Origin of the sequence: [Clostridium] colinum, assembly GCF_940677205.1 — a bacterium.
Taxonomy (GTDB): domain Bacteria; phylum Bacillota; class Clostridia; order Lachnospirales; family CAG-274; genus Tyzzerella; species Tyzzerella colina.
This window is the reverse complement of record NZ_OW712331.1, coordinates 963,633-985,490: the sequence shown is the minus strand read 5'-3', so window position 1 is coordinate 985,490 and position 21,858 is coordinate 963,633. Positions and strand designations below refer to the sequence as shown.

General features: G+C 25.6%; 16 protein-coding genes and 2 pseudogenes. 7 read left to right on the top strand and 11 right to left on the bottom strand.

Going from position 1 to position 21,858, the window contains the following annotated elements; all coding sequences use genetic code 11:
- Nucleotides 1–457: 457 nt before the first annotated feature.
- From NBW53_RS10175 to NBW53_RS10120, 4 genes and pseudogenes are all read right to left on the bottom strand, one after another.
- Nucleotides 458–730, bottom strand: a pseudogene (locus NBW53_RS10175) (cyclophilin-like fold protein).
- Nucleotides 731–901: 171 nt separating this feature from the next.
- The gene (locus NBW53_RS04845; RefSeq protein ID WP_250278956.1) at nt 902–2,068 is read right to left on the bottom strand and encodes an iron-containing alcohol dehydrogenase; all 1,167 of its coding nucleotides are present in this window, start codon (nt 2,066–2,068) and stop codon (nt 902–904) included.
- Between the two features lie 105 nt (nt 2,069–2,173).
- Nucleotides 2,174–2,341: pseudogene (locus NBW53_RS10125) on the bottom strand (DapH/DapD/GlmU-related protein); the annotation flags it as partial.
- 102 nt (nt 2,342–2,443) lie between these two features.
- A complete protein-coding gene (locus tag NBW53_RS10120; RefSeq protein ID WP_334302888.1) occupies nt 2,444–2,740 on the bottom strand; it encodes an LbetaH domain-containing protein in 297 nt (98 codons plus the stop codon).
- 149 nt (nt 2,741–2,889) lie between these two features.
- Here NBW53_RS10120 and NBW53_RS04835 point away from each other — a divergent pair, with 149 nt between their 5' ends.
- Entirely contained in the window at nt 2,890–3,777 is an 888-nt protein-coding gene (locus NBW53_RS04835; protein WP_250278955.1) for a LysR family transcriptional regulator, read from the top strand.
- 212 nt (nt 3,778–3,989) lie between these two features.
- On the opposite strand, the gene spoIID is transcribed toward NBW53_RS04835, so the two are convergent.
- Genes spoIID through NBW53_RS04820 form a run of 3 tightly spaced genes read right to left on the bottom strand, consistent with a single transcriptional unit; the run spans nt 3,990 to nt 7,757 of the window.
- Nucleotides 3,990–4,979 carry a stage II sporulation protein D gene (spoIID, locus tag NBW53_RS04830; RefSeq protein ID WP_250278954.1) on the bottom strand — a complete coding sequence of 330 codons (990 nt, stop codon included), beginning with the start codon at nt 4,977–4,979 and terminating at the stop codon, nt 3,990–3,992.
- 48 nt (nt 4,980–5,027) lie between these two features.
- Nucleotides 5,028–7,463, bottom strand: coding sequence for a heavy metal translocating P-type ATPase (locus NBW53_RS04825; RefSeq protein WP_250278953.1), 2,436 nt, complete (start codon nt 7,461–7,463; stop codon nt 5,028–5,030).
- Between the two features lie 12 nt (nt 7,464–7,475).
- Nucleotides 7,476–7,757 carry a metal-sensitive transcriptional regulator gene (locus NBW53_RS04820; protein WP_250278952.1) on the bottom strand — a complete coding sequence of 94 codons (282 nt, stop codon included), beginning with the start codon at nt 7,755–7,757 and terminating at the stop codon, nt 7,476–7,478.
- Nucleotides 7,758–7,919: 162 nt separating this feature from the next.
- On the opposite strand from NBW53_RS04820, the gene NBW53_RS04815 reads away from it, so the two are divergent.
- The 6 genes from NBW53_RS04815 (at nt 7,920) to spoIVA (ending at nt 17,647) form a co-directional block, all read left to right on the top strand.
- Nucleotides 7,920–8,825, top strand: a complete 906-nt coding sequence (locus NBW53_RS04815) for a DUF2156 domain-containing protein (RefSeq protein WP_250278951.1) — start codon at nt 7,920–7,922, stop codon at nt 8,823–8,825.
- Nucleotides 8,826–8,837: 12 nt separating this feature from the next.
- On the top strand, nt 8,838–9,860 hold the full coding sequence (locus NBW53_RS04810) for a GNAT family N-acetyltransferase (RefSeq protein ID WP_250278950.1): 1,023 nt from the start codon (nt 8,838–8,840) through the stop codon (nt 9,858–9,860).
- A 62-nt stretch (nt 9,861–9,922) separates the two neighbouring features.
- Nucleotides 9,923–13,363: a DNA polymerase III subunit alpha gene (locus tag NBW53_RS04805; protein ID WP_250279005.1), complete on the top strand. Its 3,441-nt coding sequence runs from the start codon at nt 9,923–9,925 to the stop codon at nt 13,361–13,363.
- Nucleotides 13,364–13,543: 180 nt separating this feature from the next.
- Nucleotides 13,544–14,521, top strand: a complete 978-nt coding sequence (pfkA, locus tag NBW53_RS04800; RefSeq protein ID WP_250278949.1) for a 6-phosphofructokinase — start codon at nt 13,544–13,546, stop codon at nt 14,519–14,521.
- 25 nt (nt 14,522–14,546) lie between these two features.
- A complete protein-coding gene (pyk, locus tag NBW53_RS04795; RefSeq protein ID WP_250278948.1) occupies nt 14,547–15,965 on the top strand; it encodes a pyruvate kinase in 1,419 nt (472 codons plus the stop codon).
- 203 nt (nt 15,966–16,168) lie between these two features.
- The gene (gene spoIVA / locus NBW53_RS04790) at nt 16,169–17,647 is read left to right on the top strand and encodes a stage IV sporulation protein A (protein WP_250278947.1); all 1,479 of its coding nucleotides are present in this window, start codon (nt 16,169–16,171) and stop codon (nt 17,645–17,647) included.
- Nucleotides 17,648–17,714: 67 nt separating this feature from the next.
- Here the strand turns inward: spoIVA and NBW53_RS04785 are convergent, their stop codons facing one another.
- The 4 genes from NBW53_RS04785 to NBW53_RS04770 form a co-directional block, all read right to left on the bottom strand.
- Nucleotides 17,715–19,823 carry a Tex family protein gene (locus tag NBW53_RS04785; protein WP_250278946.1) on the bottom strand — a complete coding sequence of 703 codons (2,109 nt, stop codon included), beginning with the start codon at nt 19,821–19,823 and terminating at the stop codon, nt 17,715–17,717.
- Nucleotides 19,824–19,835: 12 nt separating this feature from the next.
- Nucleotides 19,836–20,339: a metallophosphoesterase family protein gene (locus NBW53_RS04780; RefSeq protein WP_250278945.1), complete on the bottom strand. Its 504-nt coding sequence runs from the start codon at nt 20,337–20,339 to the stop codon at nt 19,836–19,838.
- Nucleotides 20,340–20,343: 4 nt separating this feature from the next.
- Nucleotides 20,344–20,934, bottom strand: coding sequence for an XTP/dITP diphosphatase (locus NBW53_RS04775; protein ID WP_250278944.1), 591 nt, complete (start codon nt 20,932–20,934; stop codon nt 20,344–20,346).
- Nucleotides 20,935–21,053: 119 nt separating this feature from the next.
- Nucleotides 21,054–21,857 carry an ABC transporter ATP-binding protein gene (locus NBW53_RS04770; protein WP_250278943.1) on the bottom strand — a complete coding sequence of 268 codons (804 nt, stop codon included), beginning with the start codon at nt 21,855–21,857 and terminating at the stop codon, nt 21,054–21,056.
- Between the last annotated feature and the right edge of the window lies 1 nt (nt 21,858).

Sequence of the window (21,858 nt, the reverse complement as noted above, 5' to 3'; positions counted from 1 at the left end):
TATTTTTTATTTTAATATTTTTATCAAAATTTCTTAATAACTAATTATTAAAGTTTGATATATAATAAATTATTACTATTGCGTGTTCATATACTTTTTATTATAAAGTTTGTTGGTCTAATTCCTTATATCTATATAATTTATTTTTTACCACATATATCTACATTAATCACATATTCTTCATTTGATATTTATCCTATTTCAAATTTTGCCCAAATAAATTCATAATCAAATAGTAATTTTTAAAATATAACATTTAGTTTTTAATATGTAATATTATAAAAATATCCCTCTAATATCTAAGGAATAAAACTACCTTTTTAGTGCAAGAATAATTAACAACCTTTACCTTTTTATTCTTGATTTTTATACATTTTATATAAACTAATTTTTTTAAATTTCAATTTAATATTCCTTCACTTTTTACTAATATTAAAATTTAACTTTAACATTATCTTTACAAAGATGCTAAATTATCAATACATCCAATATAAGTATGATTATATGAATTAGAAAATATTTTATAAAATATAACTAAACAATTATTACTATATAACATAATATATCTTTATTAATTTTTTTAGGTATTAGTTGTGAAACTTTCAGAAAGATAGTAATATTCTTTATTTCCATTTAGTTCTAACATATAAATTTCCATAGATAGTATTTCAAATAATTTATCTACTTTATTACTACTATTTAATTTTACACTAAACCTTTTATTTCCTATTGAAATATTTATAGTTTTTTTCTAATTATTATTTAAACAAAATACCATTATTATTTATAATAAGTATATATAAACTTATATAGTTTAACTTAATAATACAGTACTTAAATAAGTTTTTATAAAGCAAATAACAATATCTCCATTAATTTATCATTTTATTTAAAATTTTTATTACATACTTTCTTTTAAAATTTTAACAATATCTTCATAAGCTAATTTTTTATAACCACCATCTAATATAAATGTACTATTTGCAATATGTTGTATCATATCCTCAGTTACACCAAGTTCTGTTATATTCATAACCAAACCAAGTTCTTTCATCCAATTTTCCATAGCTAATAAACCTTCTATTGCAATATCTTCATCTGATTTTTCATTAGGATTTACATTCCATACATTTATTGCAAATCTTTTAAATTTTTCTAATCCATAATTACATACATAACGATAATAAGCCATAGAAATAGCTGAAAGTGTCATACCATGAGTTGCATTAGTATAAGCCCCTATTGCCTGCCCTATCATATGCACCATCCAATCTGTTGATTTACCTTTTGATACTAAAGTATTTAATGCCCAAGTTGCAGTCCACATAATATTGCTACGAGCTTCATAGTTTTCTGGTTCATTTATAGCAATTTTTGAACTATAAATTAATGATTTCATTAAACCTTCCATAATATAATCTGACGTACAATCATCATTATTTGAAAAATACTGTTCAGTTATATGATTTAGCGTATCATAAATACCTGCAATCATTTGATATTTAGGTAAACTATAAGTCCATTTAGGGTTCATAATAGAAAATTTAGGAAAAACATCATCTCCAAATACATGACCTATTTTTAATTTAGCTTTAGGATTAGTAATAACTGATCCACCATTCATTTCACTTCCTGTTCCAACCATTGTGAGAATACAACCTACAGGAATAATTTTGTTATCAACTTCTTCCATTCTAATATAGTACTTTTCCCAAGGGTCTTCTTCACACCAAGTAGAAACAGATAATGCTTTTGAATAATCACAACAAGAACCTCCACCTACAGATAAAATTAAATCAATATTATTATCTTTGGCAATTTTACATCCTTCATAAAGTTTTTCTACAGTAGGGTTAGGCATAACATTTGGTAGTTCAAAAATATTTTTACCACAATTTTTTAAAATAGAAATAACCTGCTGATATAAACCAATTTTTTTAATAGCATCTCTACCATAAACTAATAATATATTATTTCCATATTTATCAAGTTCTGCATTTAAATTATCTAATGCGTCTTCGCCAAAATATAAACGAGTTGGATTACAATAACTAAAATTTCCTAACATAACTATATCCTCCTAAAAATTAAGTATATTAAAATAAACTACAAAATATAATATTATTTTCTATTACTATTAATACTTATTTTATATATTAATAATAGAATTTAATTATTTTATTTTCTTTATAACTTTAGCTGGAACTCCAGCAACAACTGTATTTTTAGGTACATTTTTAGAAACAACTGCACCTGCTGCTATAATTGCACCATCTTCAATAGTAACCCCTGGTAAAATTGTTGCATTAGCTCCAATCCAAACATTTTTTCCAATGTGTATAGAGCGTGGAAAAATATTTCCTCTTGATATTGGTTCAAACTGATGATTTAAAGTTACTAAAACTACATTATGTCCAATTAGTGTACCATCTCCAATAAAAACTCAACCTTGGTCTTGTATTTTACACCCACTATTAATAAATACATTATCACCAATAGTTAAATTTTTACCACAATCTGTATAAAATGGAGGAAATAATGTAAAATTTTTACCGACAGATTTATTTGTTAATTCTAAAAAAATATTATATATTTTCTCTGGTGTATTATACTGTGTATTTAATTGCAAAGTCAAATGTATTGCCTCTTGTGCAAGTTTACTCATATATTGATGTATTTCTGAACCACATATAACTTCTTTTCCACTATTCATATATGATAAAAATTCTTGTAAGTTCATAAAATTTCTCCTATATATTTTAAAATTTTTAATTTTTTATATTATAACACCCAAATATTATAATAACAAATACCTATATTGAATATGTATCTATGCTTTACAAGCATATATATAATTATTATAATATATTTAGAAAGGATTGATTACATATGGATTTTCGTGTTTTACAATATTTTTTAGCTATTACTAGAGAACAAAGTATTTCTTCTGCAGCAAAATCTTTACATCTTTCACAACCCACACTATCTAGGCAAATAAAAACTTTAGAAGAAGAACTTGGTAAACAACTTTTTATTCGCAGTAATAGAACAATAACATTAACTGAAGAAGGAATGTTACTTCGTAAACGAGCTGAAGAAATTACACAACTTGTAAATAAAACCAAAGAAGAAATTATACTATCTAATGAAACAATTGCTGGCAATATTTCTATTGGAGCTGGAGAAACTGGAGGAATTCGTCATATTGCAAAAGTAGACAAAAAATTACAATCTAAATATCCATTATTATATTTTCATATTGTAAGTGGAGATAAAATTACTGTTCTAGAAGAATTAGATAAAGGGCTTATTGATTTTGCATTAATATTTGGAGAAGTTGATTTATCAAAATATGATTATCTAACTTTACCATCTATTGATAAATTTAGTGTAATGATGCGTAAAGATGATATTCTGGCAAACTTAGATGTTATAACACCAGAAGATTTATTAGATAAACCTCTTATTGTTTCAAGACAGATTATTAGTGATTCTAATTTATCACAATTATTTAATTGTGATGAAAAACTATTAAATATAGTTGCTACTTACAACTTGTTATTTAATGGCTCTTTAATGGTAGATGAAGGTATGGGATATGCTCTTTGTTTTGATAAAATTATTAATGTTACAGGTAATAGTAATTTATGCTTACGCCCACTTTCTATACAAATTATGCCCAAAATGAGCCTTATTTGGAAAAAATATCAAGTGTTTACTAAGGCTTCAGAAAAATTTCTTCTTACTATACAAGAAAATATAGAAAACATTTTTTAATATAAAAACATAATTTGTATTAATTGATATATATTGAAAATACTAGTGTTTATTTAAATAAAAAATATGTTTAGTATTTTCAATATTTTTAATAATTAAGCTAAGATATAAATTAAATATTTATTAAACAATCTTTATATTATTTAAGTGTATCTATTTTACCTTAAATATATTTTTTCTTTATTGAATAAAACTTTGTAAAATAAAATTCATTAATATACCTTTTGTAAAGTTATTCCATCATAATAATGAAGTAATATTTCTTCATAACTACTTCCATCTTGTGCCATAAAATTTGCTCCATATTGGCTCATTCCTGCTCCATGACCATATCCCTTTGTTGTAAAATTTATACTATCTTTTGTTTTTTCTATTGTAAAATTTGTTGACCTAAGCCCAAACATTGTTCTTATGTCTCTGCCACTTATTTTTTTGCCACAAACCGTTACTTCCAAAACATAATCTGCTTCAGACCTTTTTGTTATATCAAAACTACTTATTATTTTATTTTTATCTAAATTGGAATATTTTTTAGATAATGTATCTATTATTTGACTATTTGGTATTGAGGTTGTGTATATAAAATTTGGTGCTTTTTCATCTACCTTACTATCTACACTTTTTATATAAGGTAAATTTTTACCCCATATATTTTCAGATACTTCTGTAATACCCGCACTTGTAGAGTGAAAAACTGCTTCTATCGGTTCATTTTCATACATCATAATAATTCCTTCTGTTTCATAAACTGCATTTTTTACCTTATTATAATAATTATCAAAATTACTTCCCCATTTATTTTTCATTTGTTCAATACTATTATATGCTTGTCCTATAGAATTATGGTCTACTGGTTTATTTATGTCATCTATTCTTTTATATGCATAAGTTCTAGCTGCAACTGCTTGAGCTTTTAAAGCTTCTTCTTCAAAGCTAATAGGCATCTCTGCGGCAACTACACCTAATATATAATCTTCAAAAATATTATTTTGTGGTTTTATATTATTTGTAGTTATATTTTCTTGATTATTAACTTTATTTCCATCTTGTAATACTTCTACATTATCTATCACGTCTATTTTATCCTTTGCTTTTATTTCATATAAGCCTTCATTATTTTTAAAAAAATATACTGTAAAACTTGGTATAAAAACAGCTATTGACAAAATATATGTAATAAAAATAAAAATACCTTTAAACATAAAATCACCTCAAAAAATTATATGTTTAAAAAGTATTTTTATTACTAACTATTGAAATTTTCTTAATCTAAGAGAATTTAAAAGAACAGATATAGAGCTTAAGCTCATAGCCATAGCTCCTATCATAGGATTTAATAACGGGCCTCCAAAAATATATAAAACACCACAAGCTATAGGTATTCCTATAATGTTATAGATAAATGCCCAAAAAAGATTTTGTTTTATATTAATTATAGTTTTTTTGCTTAATATAATTGTATTATAAACACCATTTAAATCATTTTTAATAAGAATAACATCTGCCGATTCTAATGCAACATCTGTTCCAGAACCAATAGCTATACCTAAGTCAGATTTAACTAATGCTGGAGCATCATTTATACCATCTCCTACCATAGCAACTTTTTTACCTTCATTTTTTAATTTATCTACATAATTAGCCTTTTCTATTGGTAAAACTTCGGCAAAAATATTTTTTATATTCACTTGTTTTGCTATTGCTTTTGCAGTTTTTTCGTTATCTCCTGTTATCATAAAAATATTAAGCCCCATATTAGATAATTTTTCTATTGCCTGTTTACTACCTTCTTTTATAATATCACAAACAGCTATTATTCCTTTTATTTTATTATCTATAGCTATATATATAGGTGTTTTTCCTTCTTCTGCTAAAATATCTGATTTTTGTTTTGCATTTTCTAAATCTATATTTAAACTATTTAAAAATTTTTCATTGCCGATAATGATAGTTTTTTTATCTATATTTACTTTTATACCAAATCCTGTCTTATCTTCAAATTTTTCTATATTTTCATATAGTTTTATATCTTTTTCTAAAGCATATTTAACTATTGCCTCTGCTAATGGATGTTCAGACATTTTTTCTGCAGATGCTACAAGCTTTAACAATTCTTCTTCGGCTATATCATAGCATATAATATCTGTAACAGTTGGTTTTCCTTCTGTTATAGTGCCTGTTTTATCTAATACTATGGTATCTAGCTTATAAGCCATTTCTAATGCTTCACCACTTTTTATAAGTATACCATTTTCAGCTCCTTTACCAGTCCCAACCATTATGGCAGTAGGTGTAGCTAACCCTAAGGCACAAGGACAAGCTATTACTAAAACAGATACAAATATTTTTAATGAAAATTCTAAGTCTTTATTTACAAAATACCATATTAAGCTAGCAGAAAAAGCAATAATACATACAATAGGCACAAAATATCTAGATACAGTATCTGCTATTTTTGCTATTGGGGCTTTAGTAGCTTGAGCATCTTCTATAATTTTTATAATATTAGCAAGTGTTGTTTCTTTAGATGTTTTTGTAACTTTAATTTTTATAAATCCATTTTTATTTATCGACCCTGCAAAAACAAGACTATCTTTTTGTTTAAGTACTGGTATACTTTCTCCAGTTAACATAGATTCATCTATATATGTTTCCCCTTCTATAACAATTCCATCAACAGATACTTTCTCTCCAGATTTTATAATAACTATATCATCTATTAAAACATTATCTATTGGGATTTTTTCTTCTTTACCATTATTTAATATAGTAGCATATTTAGGAGCAAGTCCCATTAGTTTTTTTATAGCCTCTGATGTTTTATCTTTTGATATAGTTTCTAAATATTTGCCTAATAATATTAAAAATATAACCATACCAACTGTTTCGTAATATAAAGAATGTACAGAGTGTAAATTACCGTTTATTATATTTATAGTATTATATAAACTATATAAAAATGCAGACGTTGTACTTATTGCTATAAGAGAATCCATATTAGGTTTGCCTTTAAAAAATAGTTTAAACCCTACTGTATAAAATTTATATCCTATAAGCATTATTGGAATAGTTAATATAAGTTGAATTATAGCATAATTTAAAGGATTTTTATCCATATTTATAAAATTTGGTAAAAATATATCAAACCCCTTAATCATAGGCGCCATTGATATAAATAATAAAGGTATAGAAAATATAGCAGAAAAGATAACTTTTTTAAACATAACTTTAATTTCTTTTTGTTTATAATTTTCTTTTTCTTCTATGTTTTCTTCTAAAATTTTAAACCCCATTTCTTCTATTTTATTTTTTATACTTGATAAACTTATATTATTATTATAAATAATTTTAGCTTTTTCTGTTGCAAAATTAACCTCTATTTTTTCAATTCCACTATTTTTTATAAGTTCATTTTCTATCCCTTTAGCACAACCTGCACAAGACATACCACCTATGCTAATAATCACTTCTTTAGTGTCATCTTTGTCTAAATATTTAAATCCTAATTTTTTAATAGTGATAAATAAAATTTCCATATTTAATTTTTCATTATATTGTATATATAATGTTTCAGTAGCAAAATTTACATTAGCTTTTTCAATGCCTTTTAAATTAGATATTTCATCTTCTAACCTTTTGGCACAACCTGCACAAGACATACCTTGTATTTTAACTGATTTATTCATTAATATCCCTCCTTATTTTATTATTTTTGATATAGTAGACATTAGCTCATCTAAAACTTCTTTATCATCATTTTTAATTTTTTCTACTAAACAGTTATTTATATGACTTTCTAAAATTAGTTTATTAACCGAATCTAGAGCAGATTTTATAGATAATATTTGATTTATAACGTCGTTACAATAAGCATCTTTTTCAATCATTCTTTTTACCCCTCTAACCTGTCCCTCTATTTTATTAAGTCTTTTATATAAATTATCTTTAAAATATTCATCTCTTTTAGTTTGGTTTTTCATATACTATACCCCCCTATCCTACTTTAGTATATTATATTTTATATATTGTGTCAATATTTTTTATTTTTTAGGCATATATTTTAATAATTTTACTATTGTTTTATACATAGTAATTTGCTATACTATAAATAACTATATATTGTTATAGAGAGGGATATTGTTATGATTTTAGATTTTAAACCTATATCTGAAAAAGATATAGAAAATATATCGTATTATTTTAACTTAAGAAATAACAAAACTTGTGATAGCGTTTTTTTAGATGTATATTTATGGAAAGACTTTTATAATGTAAAATTTAATATTTGGGATAATAAAGCTTTGCTTATAACTATGGTTATAGATGGTGAAGATTACTGTGCGTTACCTATGTGTAAAGAAGAACATTTACAAGAAGCTTTTAATGTATTGTTAGATTATTTTAACAATACATTAAATAAAAAATTAAAAGTTTATTTAGCTGATGAAGAAGGCTTAAATGTTTTAAATTTAGATAAAAATTTATTTGATGTAAAAGAAGTTGATGATGCTAAAGACTATCTTTACCTTGCAGAGGCTTTAAAAAATTTATCTGGTAAAAAACTTAGAAAGAAAAAAAATCATATAAATGCTTTTTTAAGAGAAAATAAAGGCAATTTTTACTATCAAACTCTTTGTTGTGAATCTAGTGACATTATATTAAACTTTCTAAATAAATGGAAAGACTTTAAGGGGGATAATACTGAAGAACATTTAGAAGGAGAACTTCAAGGTATTGAAGACATTTTAAAAAATTGTAAAGCGCTAAATGTAACTATGGCTGGTATTTTTGTAAACAATCAATTAGAAGCTTTTACAATCGGTAGTTATAATAAAGTTGAAAAAATGGCCATTATTCATATAGAAAAAGCTAACCCAAATATTAGAGGTTTATATCCTTATATAAACCAACAATTTATTATAAATAATTTTCCTGACGCTTATCTTGTAAATAGAGAAGATGATTTAGGTATCGAAGGACTTAGAAAAGCAAAACTTTCTTATGACCCTATAGGATACGCTAGAAAATATAGAATTATTCAACTATAAGGTGGTGATATTTTGATTGAATATCTATCAAAAAGTGATAAAAATAAAACAAGAAAAATATGGGAAAATATCTTTAAAGAGGACACAAAAGAATTTTTAGACTACTATTATAAACACAAAACTATTAATAATAAAATAATATGTAAAATTTTAAATAAAGAAATAGTATCTATGTTACACTTAAATCCTTATAAAATTTCTATAAATAATAAAACTTATGAGTCTTATTATATAGTTGCAGTTGCAACTTTAGAAAATCATAGAAAAAAAGGATATATGGCAGAAATTTTAAATACTTGTTTAAATGATATATATATAGAAAAAGTGCCTTTTGTATTTTTACGTCCTGCAAAAAAAGAAATCTACTTGCCTTTTGATTTTGAATATATATATAATCACAACTACTTAAATTTAAACATTAGCTCTTTAAAAGAAGTTGAAATATTTGAAAATGACTATCAAAATTTAGCCAACTTTACAAATAAATTTTTAGAAAATGAATATAACACTTTTTGTATAAGAGATTATGATTATATTAAAACATTACATCAAGAAGTAAAAAGTGAACAAGGAAATATAATTATGCTTTTTGATAATGATAAATTTATAGGATATTATGTTTATTGGGGTGTAAAAGAAAAAACAACAAGAGCTATATTTTTAGATAAAAAATTTACAGATATAAAAGAAACTAAACCTTTAGTTATGGCTAGAATTATAAATTTATATGAATTTTTTAAAAACTTTTCTTTAAAAGCTAATTATGATGATAAAATATCATTATGTCTTAATATAACAGATAATATTATTAATAAAAATAATGGTCTATTTAGATTAAATGTATCTAAACATAATTCTTATATAGAACCTTTAACTATGCCAGATAAAAATGTTTTAGATATAAATATTAAAGATTTAATAAGTATTTGCTTTAATTATAAACCTATCCACTTATTTACAAAAAATGATTATATACTAGAATTTTTTTCTAAAATAAATCTTTTAGATAAAGTTTTTATAGATGAAGAAGTTTAAATATTTTATTATAATATACTATTTTATAAATATAAACAGAAATTAGGTGTTTTATGGAGAAAATTAATTTTACACATTTACATGTACATACAGAATATAGCTTACTTGATGGGTCTTCTAAAATAAAAGAACTAGTTAGAGAAGTTAAAGAACTTGGTATGGACTCCATTGCTATAACAGACCACGGTGTTATGTATGGTGCAATAGATTTTTATAAAGAAGCCTTAAAAGTTGGAATAAAGCCTATTATTGGTTGTGAAGTATATGTTGCTTCTGGTTCTCGTTTTGATAAATCCTACTCTAAAGAAAATACATATTATCATTTAGTTTTATTGGCCGAAAATAACGAAGGTTATAATAATCTTATAAAACTTGTTTCTTTTGGGTTTACAGAAGGTTTTTATTACAAACCACGTATTGATATAGAACTTTTAAAAAAATATAACAAAGGGTTAATTGGTCTTAGTGCTTGTATGGGTGGTGCTGTTGCAAAAAACATTTTAAACCATTCATATGAAAAAGCAAAAGAATTTGCTCTTCTGTATAATAATATTTTTGGACAAAATAACTTTTTCTTAGAGTTACAAGACCACGGATTAGAAAATCAATCTACAGTTAATCAAAATTTAATAAGAATGAGTAAAGAAACTGGTATTCCTCTTGTATGTACAAATGATATACATTATATAAAAGCCGAAGATGCCGAGGCTCACGATATCTTATTGTGTATACAAACTGGAAAAACTGTAGAAGATGAAAACCGTATGCGTTATGAAGGTGGTCAATATTATTTAAAATCTCCTAAAGAAATGTTATCAATATTTCCATATGCACCAGAAGCATTAGAAAATACTTATAAAATATCTAATAGATGTAATGTTTCTTTTGAGTTTAATAAATACAAATTACCTATATTTAATGTACCTGATAATAAAAACGCCTTTTCTTATTTAAAAGAGCTTTGTTTAAATGGTTTAAACGAAAGATATGAAATAATAGACAATTATCTTACAAAAAGGCTAAATTATGAGCTAGATACAATCAAACAAATGGGGTTTGTAGATTATTTTTTAATTGTTTGGGACTTTATTAAATATGCTAAAGATAATAACATAATGGTAGGTCCTGGACGTGGGTCTGCAGCTGGTAGTTTAGTTTCTTATTGTCTAAAAATAACTGATATAGACCCAATAGAATACAATCTTATTTTTGAACGTTTTTTAAATCCAGAAAGAATTAGTATGCCTGATATAGATATAGACTTCTGTTATGAAAAAAGACAAGATGTTATAAATTATGTTATAGAAAAATATGGCTCAAGCCACGTTTCTCAGATTATAACGTTTGGTACAATGGCTGCAAGAAATGCTATTAGAGATGTTGGTAGAGCGTTAAATATCCCCTATTCAGATGTGGATAAAATAGCAAAAATGATTCCTATGGAATTAAAAATAACTATATCAAAAGCTATGGCACAAAATCCAGAATTATTATATGAATATAATAACAATGAAACAATTAAACATCTTATAGATATGTCTTTAAAGCTAGAAGGCTTACCAAGACACGCTTCAACCCACGCCGCTGGTGTTGTTATATGTGATAAACCAGTTATGGACTATGTACCTTTAAATACTAATGATGGAGTTATTACAACTCAGTTTCCTATGACAACCCTAGAAGAACTAGGTCTATTAAAAATGGACTTTTTAGGCCTAAGGACACTAACTGTTATTCAAAATGCTTTTAAAGAAATAAATCGTATACATAATTTAAAAATTAATGAACAAAATATAGATTATAAAGACCCTAAAATATATGAGCTTATATCAACAGGCTATACAGATGGTATATTTCAGCTAGAAAGTGCTGGTATGAAACAATTTATGAAAGATTTAAAACCAGAATCTATTGAAGATATTATAGCTGGTGTTTCTCTTTATAGGCCAGGACCTATGGATTTTATACCTAAATATGTAAAAGGTAAAAACACAAAAACAGATATAAAATATACCCACCCTCTTTTAGAGCCTATATTAAAACCTACCTATGGTTGTATAGTTTATCAAGAACAAGTTATGCAAATTGTTCAAGAATTAGCAGGATATTCTTTAGGTAGAAGTGACCTTTTAAGAAGAGCTATGGGTAAAAAGAAAACAGAAGAAATGGAGCTTGAGCGTAAAAACTTTATATATGGTATAGAAGGAGAAATTGATGGTTGTGTAAAAAGAGGTATAGATGCTAAAATAGCAAATCAAATATTTGATGAAATGCAAGATTTTGCTAAATATGCCTTTAATAAATCTCACGCTGCAGCTTATGCTGTTATAGCTTGTCAAACAGCATGGCTTAAAGCATATTATCCAGTTGAATTTATGGCAGCACTTTTAACTAGTGTATCTGATAATGCTACAAAAATATCTGAATATATACAAGATATAAAACGAATGAATATTGAAATTTTACCTCCAGATATAAACGAAGGATTTGATAGATTTAGTGTTTCTAATGGTAAAATTAGATTTAATTTATCCGCTATTAAAAATGTTGGTAAATCATTAATTAAAACATTAGTTAATGATAGAGAAAAAAATGGTAAATATCACTCTCTAAGAGAATTTTTAAAACGTTTAAATGGGGAGCTTAACTCTAGGGCTATTGAATGTTTAATAAAAGCTGGTGCATTTGATTCTTTAAGCGGTAAACGTTCACAATATCTAGCTATTTATAAAAAATATTATGATAGTATTAATCAAATGAAAAAAATAACATTGCAAGGTCAATTAGATATTTTTTCTCTAAATAATAGTACAGCTGAAAATATTGAAATGGATACATTGCCTAATATACCAGAATTTTCAAAAAATGAACTTTTAACTTTTGAAAAAGAAATGGTTGGTATATATATAAGTGGCCACCCTTTAGATGAATATAATGTACATTTGAAAAAATTTATAAGTAATACAACTTTAGATTTTATAAAAAATGAAGAAAATCAATTAGAAAATGTTCAAGATAACCAAAAAGTTACTGTTGGTGGTATAATAACTAATGTAACTTCAAAATTTACTAAAACAAACAAACAAATGGCCTTTTTAACTTTAGAAGATATATTTGGTACTATCGAAATTATTGTTTTTCCAGAAACTTTTACTAAATATAATAAATATTTAGAAGAAAATAATATTGTAGTTATAGACGGTAAAGCTAGTATATCTGAAGACCAAGCTCCAAAAATAATATGTTTAGACATAAAACCTTATGATATGATACAACAAATTGATAAAACACTTTGGATAAAATTACCTAAAAATATTAATATTTCTTTAAAAGATTTAGAACAAATTTTATTAAATAATACTGGTTTAACTCCTGTTATAGTTTATGATGAAGCTAAAAAAACAAAATTTAATTTAAATAATACTCATTGGGTAAAAATATCTGATAATCTTATAAATCAACTTACTAATATTTTAGATAAAAATTGTATAGTAATAAAATAATAATTAATTTATAAGTAGCTTTATTATATTTATATATAATTTTATCTATAGTATGTTATATTTTTGTCAATTTTCATGATTTTAAAAATTTTTAAATTTAGTATTGACTTAAGCATACTTTTAATTGTAAAATTTAAGTAAGTATATTAAAAAATTAAATCAATTGATTGAGGTGTTTTAATGGATAATAAAATCAAAAAAATCGGGATATTAACAAGTGGTGGTGATGCACCTGGAATGAATGCATCTATACGTGCTATCGTTAGAACTGCTCTTAAAAATGGTATTGAAGTAGTTGGGTTTATGCGTGGATATGAAGGTTTAATTACAGGTGATTATATTAACTTAGACAATAAAAGTGTTTCTGAAATAATGCAAAGAGGCGGTACTATCCTTTTATCTGCTCGTTGCAAAGAGATGATGACAGATGAAGGTAAACAAAAAGCTGTTGATATTTGTAAAAAATTAAATCTTGATGCCTTATTTGTTATTGGTGGGGACGGCTCTTTAACTGGTGCTCTTCATTTATCTAAACTTGGAATTAAAGTAATGGGTATACCTGGTACTATTGATTTAGATTTAGCTTGCTCAGACTATACAGTTGGTTTTGATACAGCTGTAAACACTGCTATGGAAGCTATAAATAAAATTAGAGATACTTCTTCTTCTCACGAACGTTGTAGTATAATTCAAGTTATGGGTAGAAATGCTGGGTATATAGCTTTATGGTGTGGCTTAATTAATGGTGCTGAAGAAGTTTTAATTCCTGAAAGACCAGATGTTACAGAAGCTGAAATTATTGAACTTATTGAAAACAATAGAAAAAATGGTAAAATAAGTAATGTTATTGTATTGGCTGAAGGCTTTACAAAAGTTGAACCTCACACTTTTGCTAAAACAATAGAACAATATACTGGTATAGAAACTAGAGCAACTGTATTAGGACATCTTCAAAGAGGTGGCTCTCCAACTGCTGTTGATAGAATGCATGCATCTATGATGGGCTACAAAGCTGTTGAAGAACTTTTAAAAGGTAATGTTAATAGAATTATTGTGTTAAAAAATGGAAATTATGTTGATGTAGACCTTGAAGAAGGATTAAACACTACTAGAACATATGATGATAGTCTTTATCAAATAATCAAAACTTTTGCTTAATTATATATAAGGAGTATTTAAAATTATGAGAAAAACTAAAATTATCGCTACATTAGGTCCTGTTAGTAATTCACCTGAAATGGTAAAAAAACTTATAGAAACTGGTATGAATGCTGTTCGCATAAACTTTTCTCACGGTAGTCACGAATCTCACGGAGAAACTATAAATACAGTAAAAAAAGTTAGACAAGAATTAAATATGCCTATTCCACTTATATTAGATACAAAAGGGCCTGAAATAAGAACAAAACTTCTTAAAGAAGAACCTGTTAAGCTTGAAAAAGGAAACAAATTTATTCTTACTACAGACGACATTGAGGGTGACGCTACAAAAGTTTCTGTTACATATGAAGATTTTGCTAAGGATGTTTATGTTGGCGCTACTGTATTAATTGATGATGGTTTAATTGAACTTAAAGTATTAGAAATAAACGGAAACGATGTTGTTTGTGAAATTATTAATAGTGGTATGTTAGGTTCTAGAAAAGGCATAAACCTTCCTAATGTTTCTATAAAATTACCTGCTCTTACTGAAAAAGATATTGATGATATTAAATTTGGTATAAAAATGGGCTTTGATTATATAGCTGCATCTTTTATACGTTCTGCTTCAGATGTATCACAAATACGTAAAGTTTTAGAAGAAAATAGTGGCTCTGATATCAAAATTATTTCTAAAATAGAAAACCGTGAAGGTGTTGACAATATTGATGAAATTTTAGAAATTACTGATGGTATAATGGTTGCTCGTGGTGACTTAGGGGTAGAAATTCCTTTTGAAGAAGTACCTATTATCCAAAAACAATTAATTGATAAATGTAAAGCAAAAGGTAAATTAGTTGTAACTGCAACTCAAATGTTAGAATCTATGATTACTAACCCTCGTCCAACTAGAGCAGAAGCTAGTGACGTTGCTAATGCTATATTTGATGGTACAGATGCTATTATGTTATCTGGTGAAACTGCAAAAGGTAGTTTCCCTGTTGAAGCTGTTAATGCTATGGTAAGAATTGCAACAAAAATAGAATCTTCTATAGATTATGTAGAAAAATTTTATAAAAATTATGGTTCTAAAACTAATAATATTACAGATGCTATTAGCCACGCAACTTGTACAACTGCTAGCGATTTAAATGCTCCTTGTATCATTGCTGTTACAAAATCTGGATTTACTGTTAGAGAAGTATCTAAATATAGACCACAATCTATTATTTTAGGCTTAACTCCTGATGAAAGAGTTCAAAGACAATTAAATTTAACTTGGGGTTGTTACCCTCATTTAGTAAATATTGATAATATTTCATCTGGTGACTTATTCCAAAATACTTCTAATATTGCTAATGAAAAAGGATTTGCTAAAAAAGGTGATGTAATTATCACTGTTGGAGGTACTCCTATAGGTCAAACTGGTGCAACTAATACTTTAAAAGCACAAGTTTTATAATTAGAATATATTTATAGTCTCTTATTAGATTAAGAGGCTATTTTAATTTTAATTTTAAATAATAAACATACTTAATATTAAGACTTATAAAAATTTATCCCCTACTCTATTAAATCATAATAAATTATATAAAAATAGTAAACATATTTTTAATTTTTAATTCATATATTAAAATGTATTTATTATGGTTTAAGGAGGTTAATATGGAACATTTTAATATTTATAAAGACATAGCAGAAAGAACAAATGGAGATATATACATAGGTGTTGTTGGACCAGTTAGAACAGGAAAATCTACTTTTATAAAGAGATTTATGGATTTATTAGTAATACCTAATATAGAAGATGAACATAATAAAGAACGCACAAAAGATGAACTTCCACAAAGCTCAGCTGGTAAAACAATTATGACAACAGAACCTAAGTTTATACCCAATAATGCTGTATGTATAAATTTAGAAAATAATGCTAAATTTAATGTAAGAATGATAGATTGCGTAGGTTATGTAGTACCTGGTGCATCTGGATATATGGATGAAAATCAACCAAGAATGGTATCTACACCTTGGTTTAATGAAAAAATACCATTTGAAGAGGCAGCAGAAATAGGTACAAAAAAAGTAATTACAGATCATTCTACAATTGGAATTGTTGTTACAACAGATGGAACTATTACCGATATACCTAGAGAAGATTATATAATAGCCGAAGAAAAAGTAATTAAAGAATTAAAATCATTATCTAAACCTTTTGTTATATTATTAAATACAGAAAAACCTTATTCACAAGCAACAGAAATTTTAAAACAAGATTTAACAGAAAAATATAATTCACCAGTTATAGCAGTAAACATTGCTCAATTAAAACAAGATGATATTAACTCTATATTAGAAAAAGTTTTATATGAATTTCCAATTAAACAACTAAATATAAATCTTCCAAAATGGATTGAAACATTAGATATAAATCATTGGTTAAAACAAAGTATAGTACAAGATACTAAAAAAATATTATCAGAAATTAATAAATTACATAATATAAAATCTACAATATCTATATTAGAAAATAACGAATATATTAAAAAAGCATACATAGATAAAATAGAATTAGGAGAAGGTTTAGGTAATATAGAAATAGGCCTAAATGATAATCTATTCTATAATGTATTAAGTGAAACTACAAATATGAATATTAACAATGAGTATGAGTTAATATCTACTATAAAACTTTTATCTCAAGCAAAAAAAGAATATGATAAAGTTAAATATGCTATAGAAGAAGTAAAAACAAAAGGTTATGGAATAGTTACACCAACATTAGATGAAATGATATTAGAAAAACCTGAACTTATAAAACACGGTTCAAGATATGGAATAAAAATTAAAGCAACGGCTCCTAGCTTTCATCTTATAAAAGCAGATATTCAAACAGAAGTAGCACCAATTGTTGGTAGCGAAGAACAAAGCAAAGAACTATCTCAATATCTTTTAGAACAGCTTGAAAATGAAAAGGATAAAATTTGGGATTATAATATTTTTGGTAAATCTTTATCCGACTTGGTAAATGATGGACTTAATACAAAACTATACAGAATACCTGAAGATACACAATTAAAATTACAAGAAACATTACAAAAAATAATAAATGAAAATAACGGTGGATTAATTTGTATTTTATTATAAAATATGTATACTAATAAAATTGTAAAGAGGCTAAAAAATTATATATTTTTGCCTCTTTAATATAATTTTAAATTTTCATAGTAAGAGAAATTCGATTTTTATTAGTGTCTACCAATAAAACTTTAACATCTACAATATCAGATACACTAACTACTTCTAAAGGGTGTTTAATAAATTTATCTGTCATTTCAGATATATGTACAAGTCCATCTTGATGAACACCAATATCAACAAATGCCCCAAAATCTATAACATTTCTAACAGTCCCTTTTAGTATCATTCCTTCTTGTAAATCTTCCATAGTTAAAACATCACATCTAAGAATAGGCATAGGCATTTCTTGTCTTGGGTCTCTTCCTGGTTTTTCTATCTCTTTTATAATATCTATTAATGTTGGCTCTCCTACATTAAGTTCTTTAGATAATTTTGATATATCTATATTTCCATTTATTTTATTACTTTTTTTATTTATATCTATATCTAACTTTTCAATAAGTATGTTTGCAATTTGGTAACTTTCTGGATGAACAGAAGTATTATCAAGTATTTCATCTCCATCTGTTATCCTTAAAAATCCAGCACACTGTAAAAAAGCTTTAGGACCTAATTTACTTACCTTTAAAAGCTCTTTTCTATTTTTAAATTTTCCATTTTCTTCTCTATATTTAATAATATTTTTAGCAACAGTAGATGATATACCAGATATATAAGATAGCAATGAAGCCGAAGCTGTATTTAAATCTACACCAACATTATTAACGCAACTTTCTACAACACCTTCTAACATTTTTGATAATCTATTTTGATTTATATCGTGTTGATATTGGCCTACACCTATACTTTTAGGTTCTATTTTTACAAGTTCAGCCAGTGAGTCTTGAAGTCTTCTTCCAATACTAATAGCACTTCTAAGTGCAACGTCATAATCTGGAAATTCATCTGCACCTAATTTTGAAGCAGAATATACAGAAGCACCTGCTTCATTTACTATAATATAAGATAAAGGACTATCTATTTCTTTTATTAAATCTACCACAAATAACTCGCTTTCTCTAGATGCGGTTCCATTTCCAATAGCTATAATTTCAACTCCAAATTTTTTTATATATTGAGTTAATAATTTTTTAGCTTCATCTATTTTACTTTCAGACCCTGTTGTAACATATATAACACCAGTTTTTAAAACTTTACCTATACCGTCTATAATAGCTATTTTACAACCTGTTCTAAACCCTGGGTCTATAGCCAAAACAACTTTATCTTTTATTGGTGGTTGCATTAATAATTGTTTTAAATTTTTACCAAATACTTTAATAGCTCCTTCTTCAGACTTTTCAGTCAAATAATTTCTTACTTCTCTTTCTATTGATGGAGCTACAAGTCTTTTATAGCTATCTTCTATTGTTTCTATTATGTATTTACTATTATTTTTCAATATTTTAGATTGTAATATTTTTATAATATCTTCAAAAGGCTCCTCTATTTTTACATTTAAAAATCCTTCTTTTTCTCCTCTATTGATAGCTAAAATTCTATGCTCTGCTATTTTATTAACTGGTTCAGAAAAATCATAATACATATCATAAACCGATGGTTCATCTTTAGTAGCTTTTGTAACAATAATACCTTTTTTAAAATACTCTTTTCTTATTATTGCTCTATATTCTGCATTATCCGATATAATTTCCGCTATAATATCTTTCGCACCATTAATAGCCTCTTCTATTGTTTTTACATTTTCATTAACAAAATTTGTAGCTATTTCTTCTATATTATCACATTCATTTTGTTCTAATATAATATTAGATAAATCTTCTAAACCCAGTTCTTTAGCTATTGTTGCTCTTGTTCTTCTTTTTGGTCTAAATGGTCTGTATATATCATCAACTTCTGTTATTGTTTTAGCATTATCTATTGCTAATATTATTTCTTCTGTTAAAAGTTGTTGCTCATCTATAAGCTTTTTAATATTTTCTTTCTTTTCTTCTAAATTTCTAATATAATTTAGTCTATCAAAGATTTCTCTTAAAACTTGGTCATCTAAAGCTCCTGTCATTTCTTTTCTATATCTAGCTATAAAAGGAATTGTATTACCATCATCTATTAAATTTATTATATTTTCTAAATAAGATTTTTTTATATTAAATTCTTGTTGTAAAATTTCTATTACGTTCATTTATATACCACCTTATTGTTGTACTTCTTTTATATCATTTCCATATATAGTATAAAATTTATAATTTAAATTATCTAAAAATTCCATTAAAATAAATGAGCAAATACTTCCACCTCTTGGAAATGATATACTACCTGGATTTAATATTAAAAAATTATCTTCTGCAAAAACTAGAGGCTTATGTGTATGACCATATAAACATATTTTAGAATTTAACTCTTGTAATCTATAATAAAGCTTATCTATACCAAAATAAACATTATATTCATGCCCATGTGTTAGAAAAACTTTATGACCATTAATATACACTACTTTTTCATTAGGTATATCCGTAAAATCATTATTTCCTGCTACCTGTATAAATGTTTTATTTTTATAAATTTTTTTTACTTTTTCTATGTCTTCTACATAATCTCCTAAATGTATTATTATTTCCACTTCGTCTTCAAACATTTTTATAGCTGTTTTCATATTTTTTATGTTTGAATGACTATCACTAAATATTAATGCTTTCATAAAATTACACCATTTTTTCTAATATTTTTTTCATTTCATATAATGCTTTTCCACGATGACTTATTTTATTTTTTTCTTCAATAGACAGTTGAGCTAATGTTTTTTTAAAGTCTACTAACCAAAATATAGGGTCATATCCAAAACCATTTTCACCTTTAATTTCATACCCTATAATACCTTCTATTGTACCTTTTGTTGTAATAGGCTTTTCATTTGGTATTGCTAACGCAATAACACTCACAAACCTAGCTCCTCTTTTTTCTTCTTCTACACCATCTAACATTTCTAATATTTTTTTATTTTTTATTTCATATGGTGTATTTTCTCCTAAATATCTAGCTGAATATACGCCAGGTTCACCATTTAAATAATCTATTTCTAATCCAGAATCATCTGCTAAAACCATTTTATTAGTTAATTTCATTATTTCAATAGCCTTTTTTAGGGCATTTTCTTCAAAAGTTTTTCCATCTTCTACAATATCTATATTTAATCCTATTTCTTCCATAGACTTTACACTGAAATAATTTCCTAAAATTGATTGTATTTCTTTTATTTTACCTTTATTCTTAGTAGCAAAAATAATTTCATTCATAAATATCCCCTTTTAAAAATTATTATATAGTATACCTATTTTATAATAATTTTATAGTATAGTCAACAATAAGTACTATGTTTATTTTAAATAAACATAGTACTTATTTTAAAAGTCTTTTAATTTTTTATATGATGTCTTCCTTTTGGTACAATCATAGGTGTTTTTGAAATAGGGTCTTGAATAACAACACAGTCCAAATTAAATACTTGTTTCATTAAATTTTCCGATATAACCTTAGAAGGTGTACCATGACATACAAGATTACCTTTATTTATCGCAAAAATATAATCTGCATATCTTGCCGATAAATTTATATCATGTAATACCATAACAATAGTAGTTTTATTTTTTCTATTTATATCTGTTAATAAGTCTAAAATTTCAATTTGATATGATATATCTAAATAAGTTGTTGGTTCATCTAATAATAATATATCTGTTTGTTGTGCCAATGCCATAGCTATCCAAACTCTTTGCCTTTGTCCACCAGATAATTCATCTACATTTCTATTAGCCAATTTTTCAATATTAACAATTTTAAGTGCATTTTCTACTGCCTTTCTATCTTGGCTAGAAATTCCTTTTAAAAATTTTCGATAAGGAAATCTTCCTCTAGATACTAAATCAAATACACTTATTCCCTCAGGTGCAATTGGAGATTGTGGTAAAAGCCCTAAAATTTGTGCTAATTGTTTTGTATTAAAATCTTCAAGTTGTTTATCATTTATAGTAATTGTTCCAGACTTTGGTTTTAATAATCTCGCAAAACTTTTTAACAGTGTGGATTTTCCACAACCATTGGATCCTATTATTACGCTTATTTTATTAGGTGGTATAGTTATATCCACACTATGAATTATTTCTCTATTATCATAGCTTAAAACTAAATTATTTCCTTTTAATATTTGTTTATTATCCATA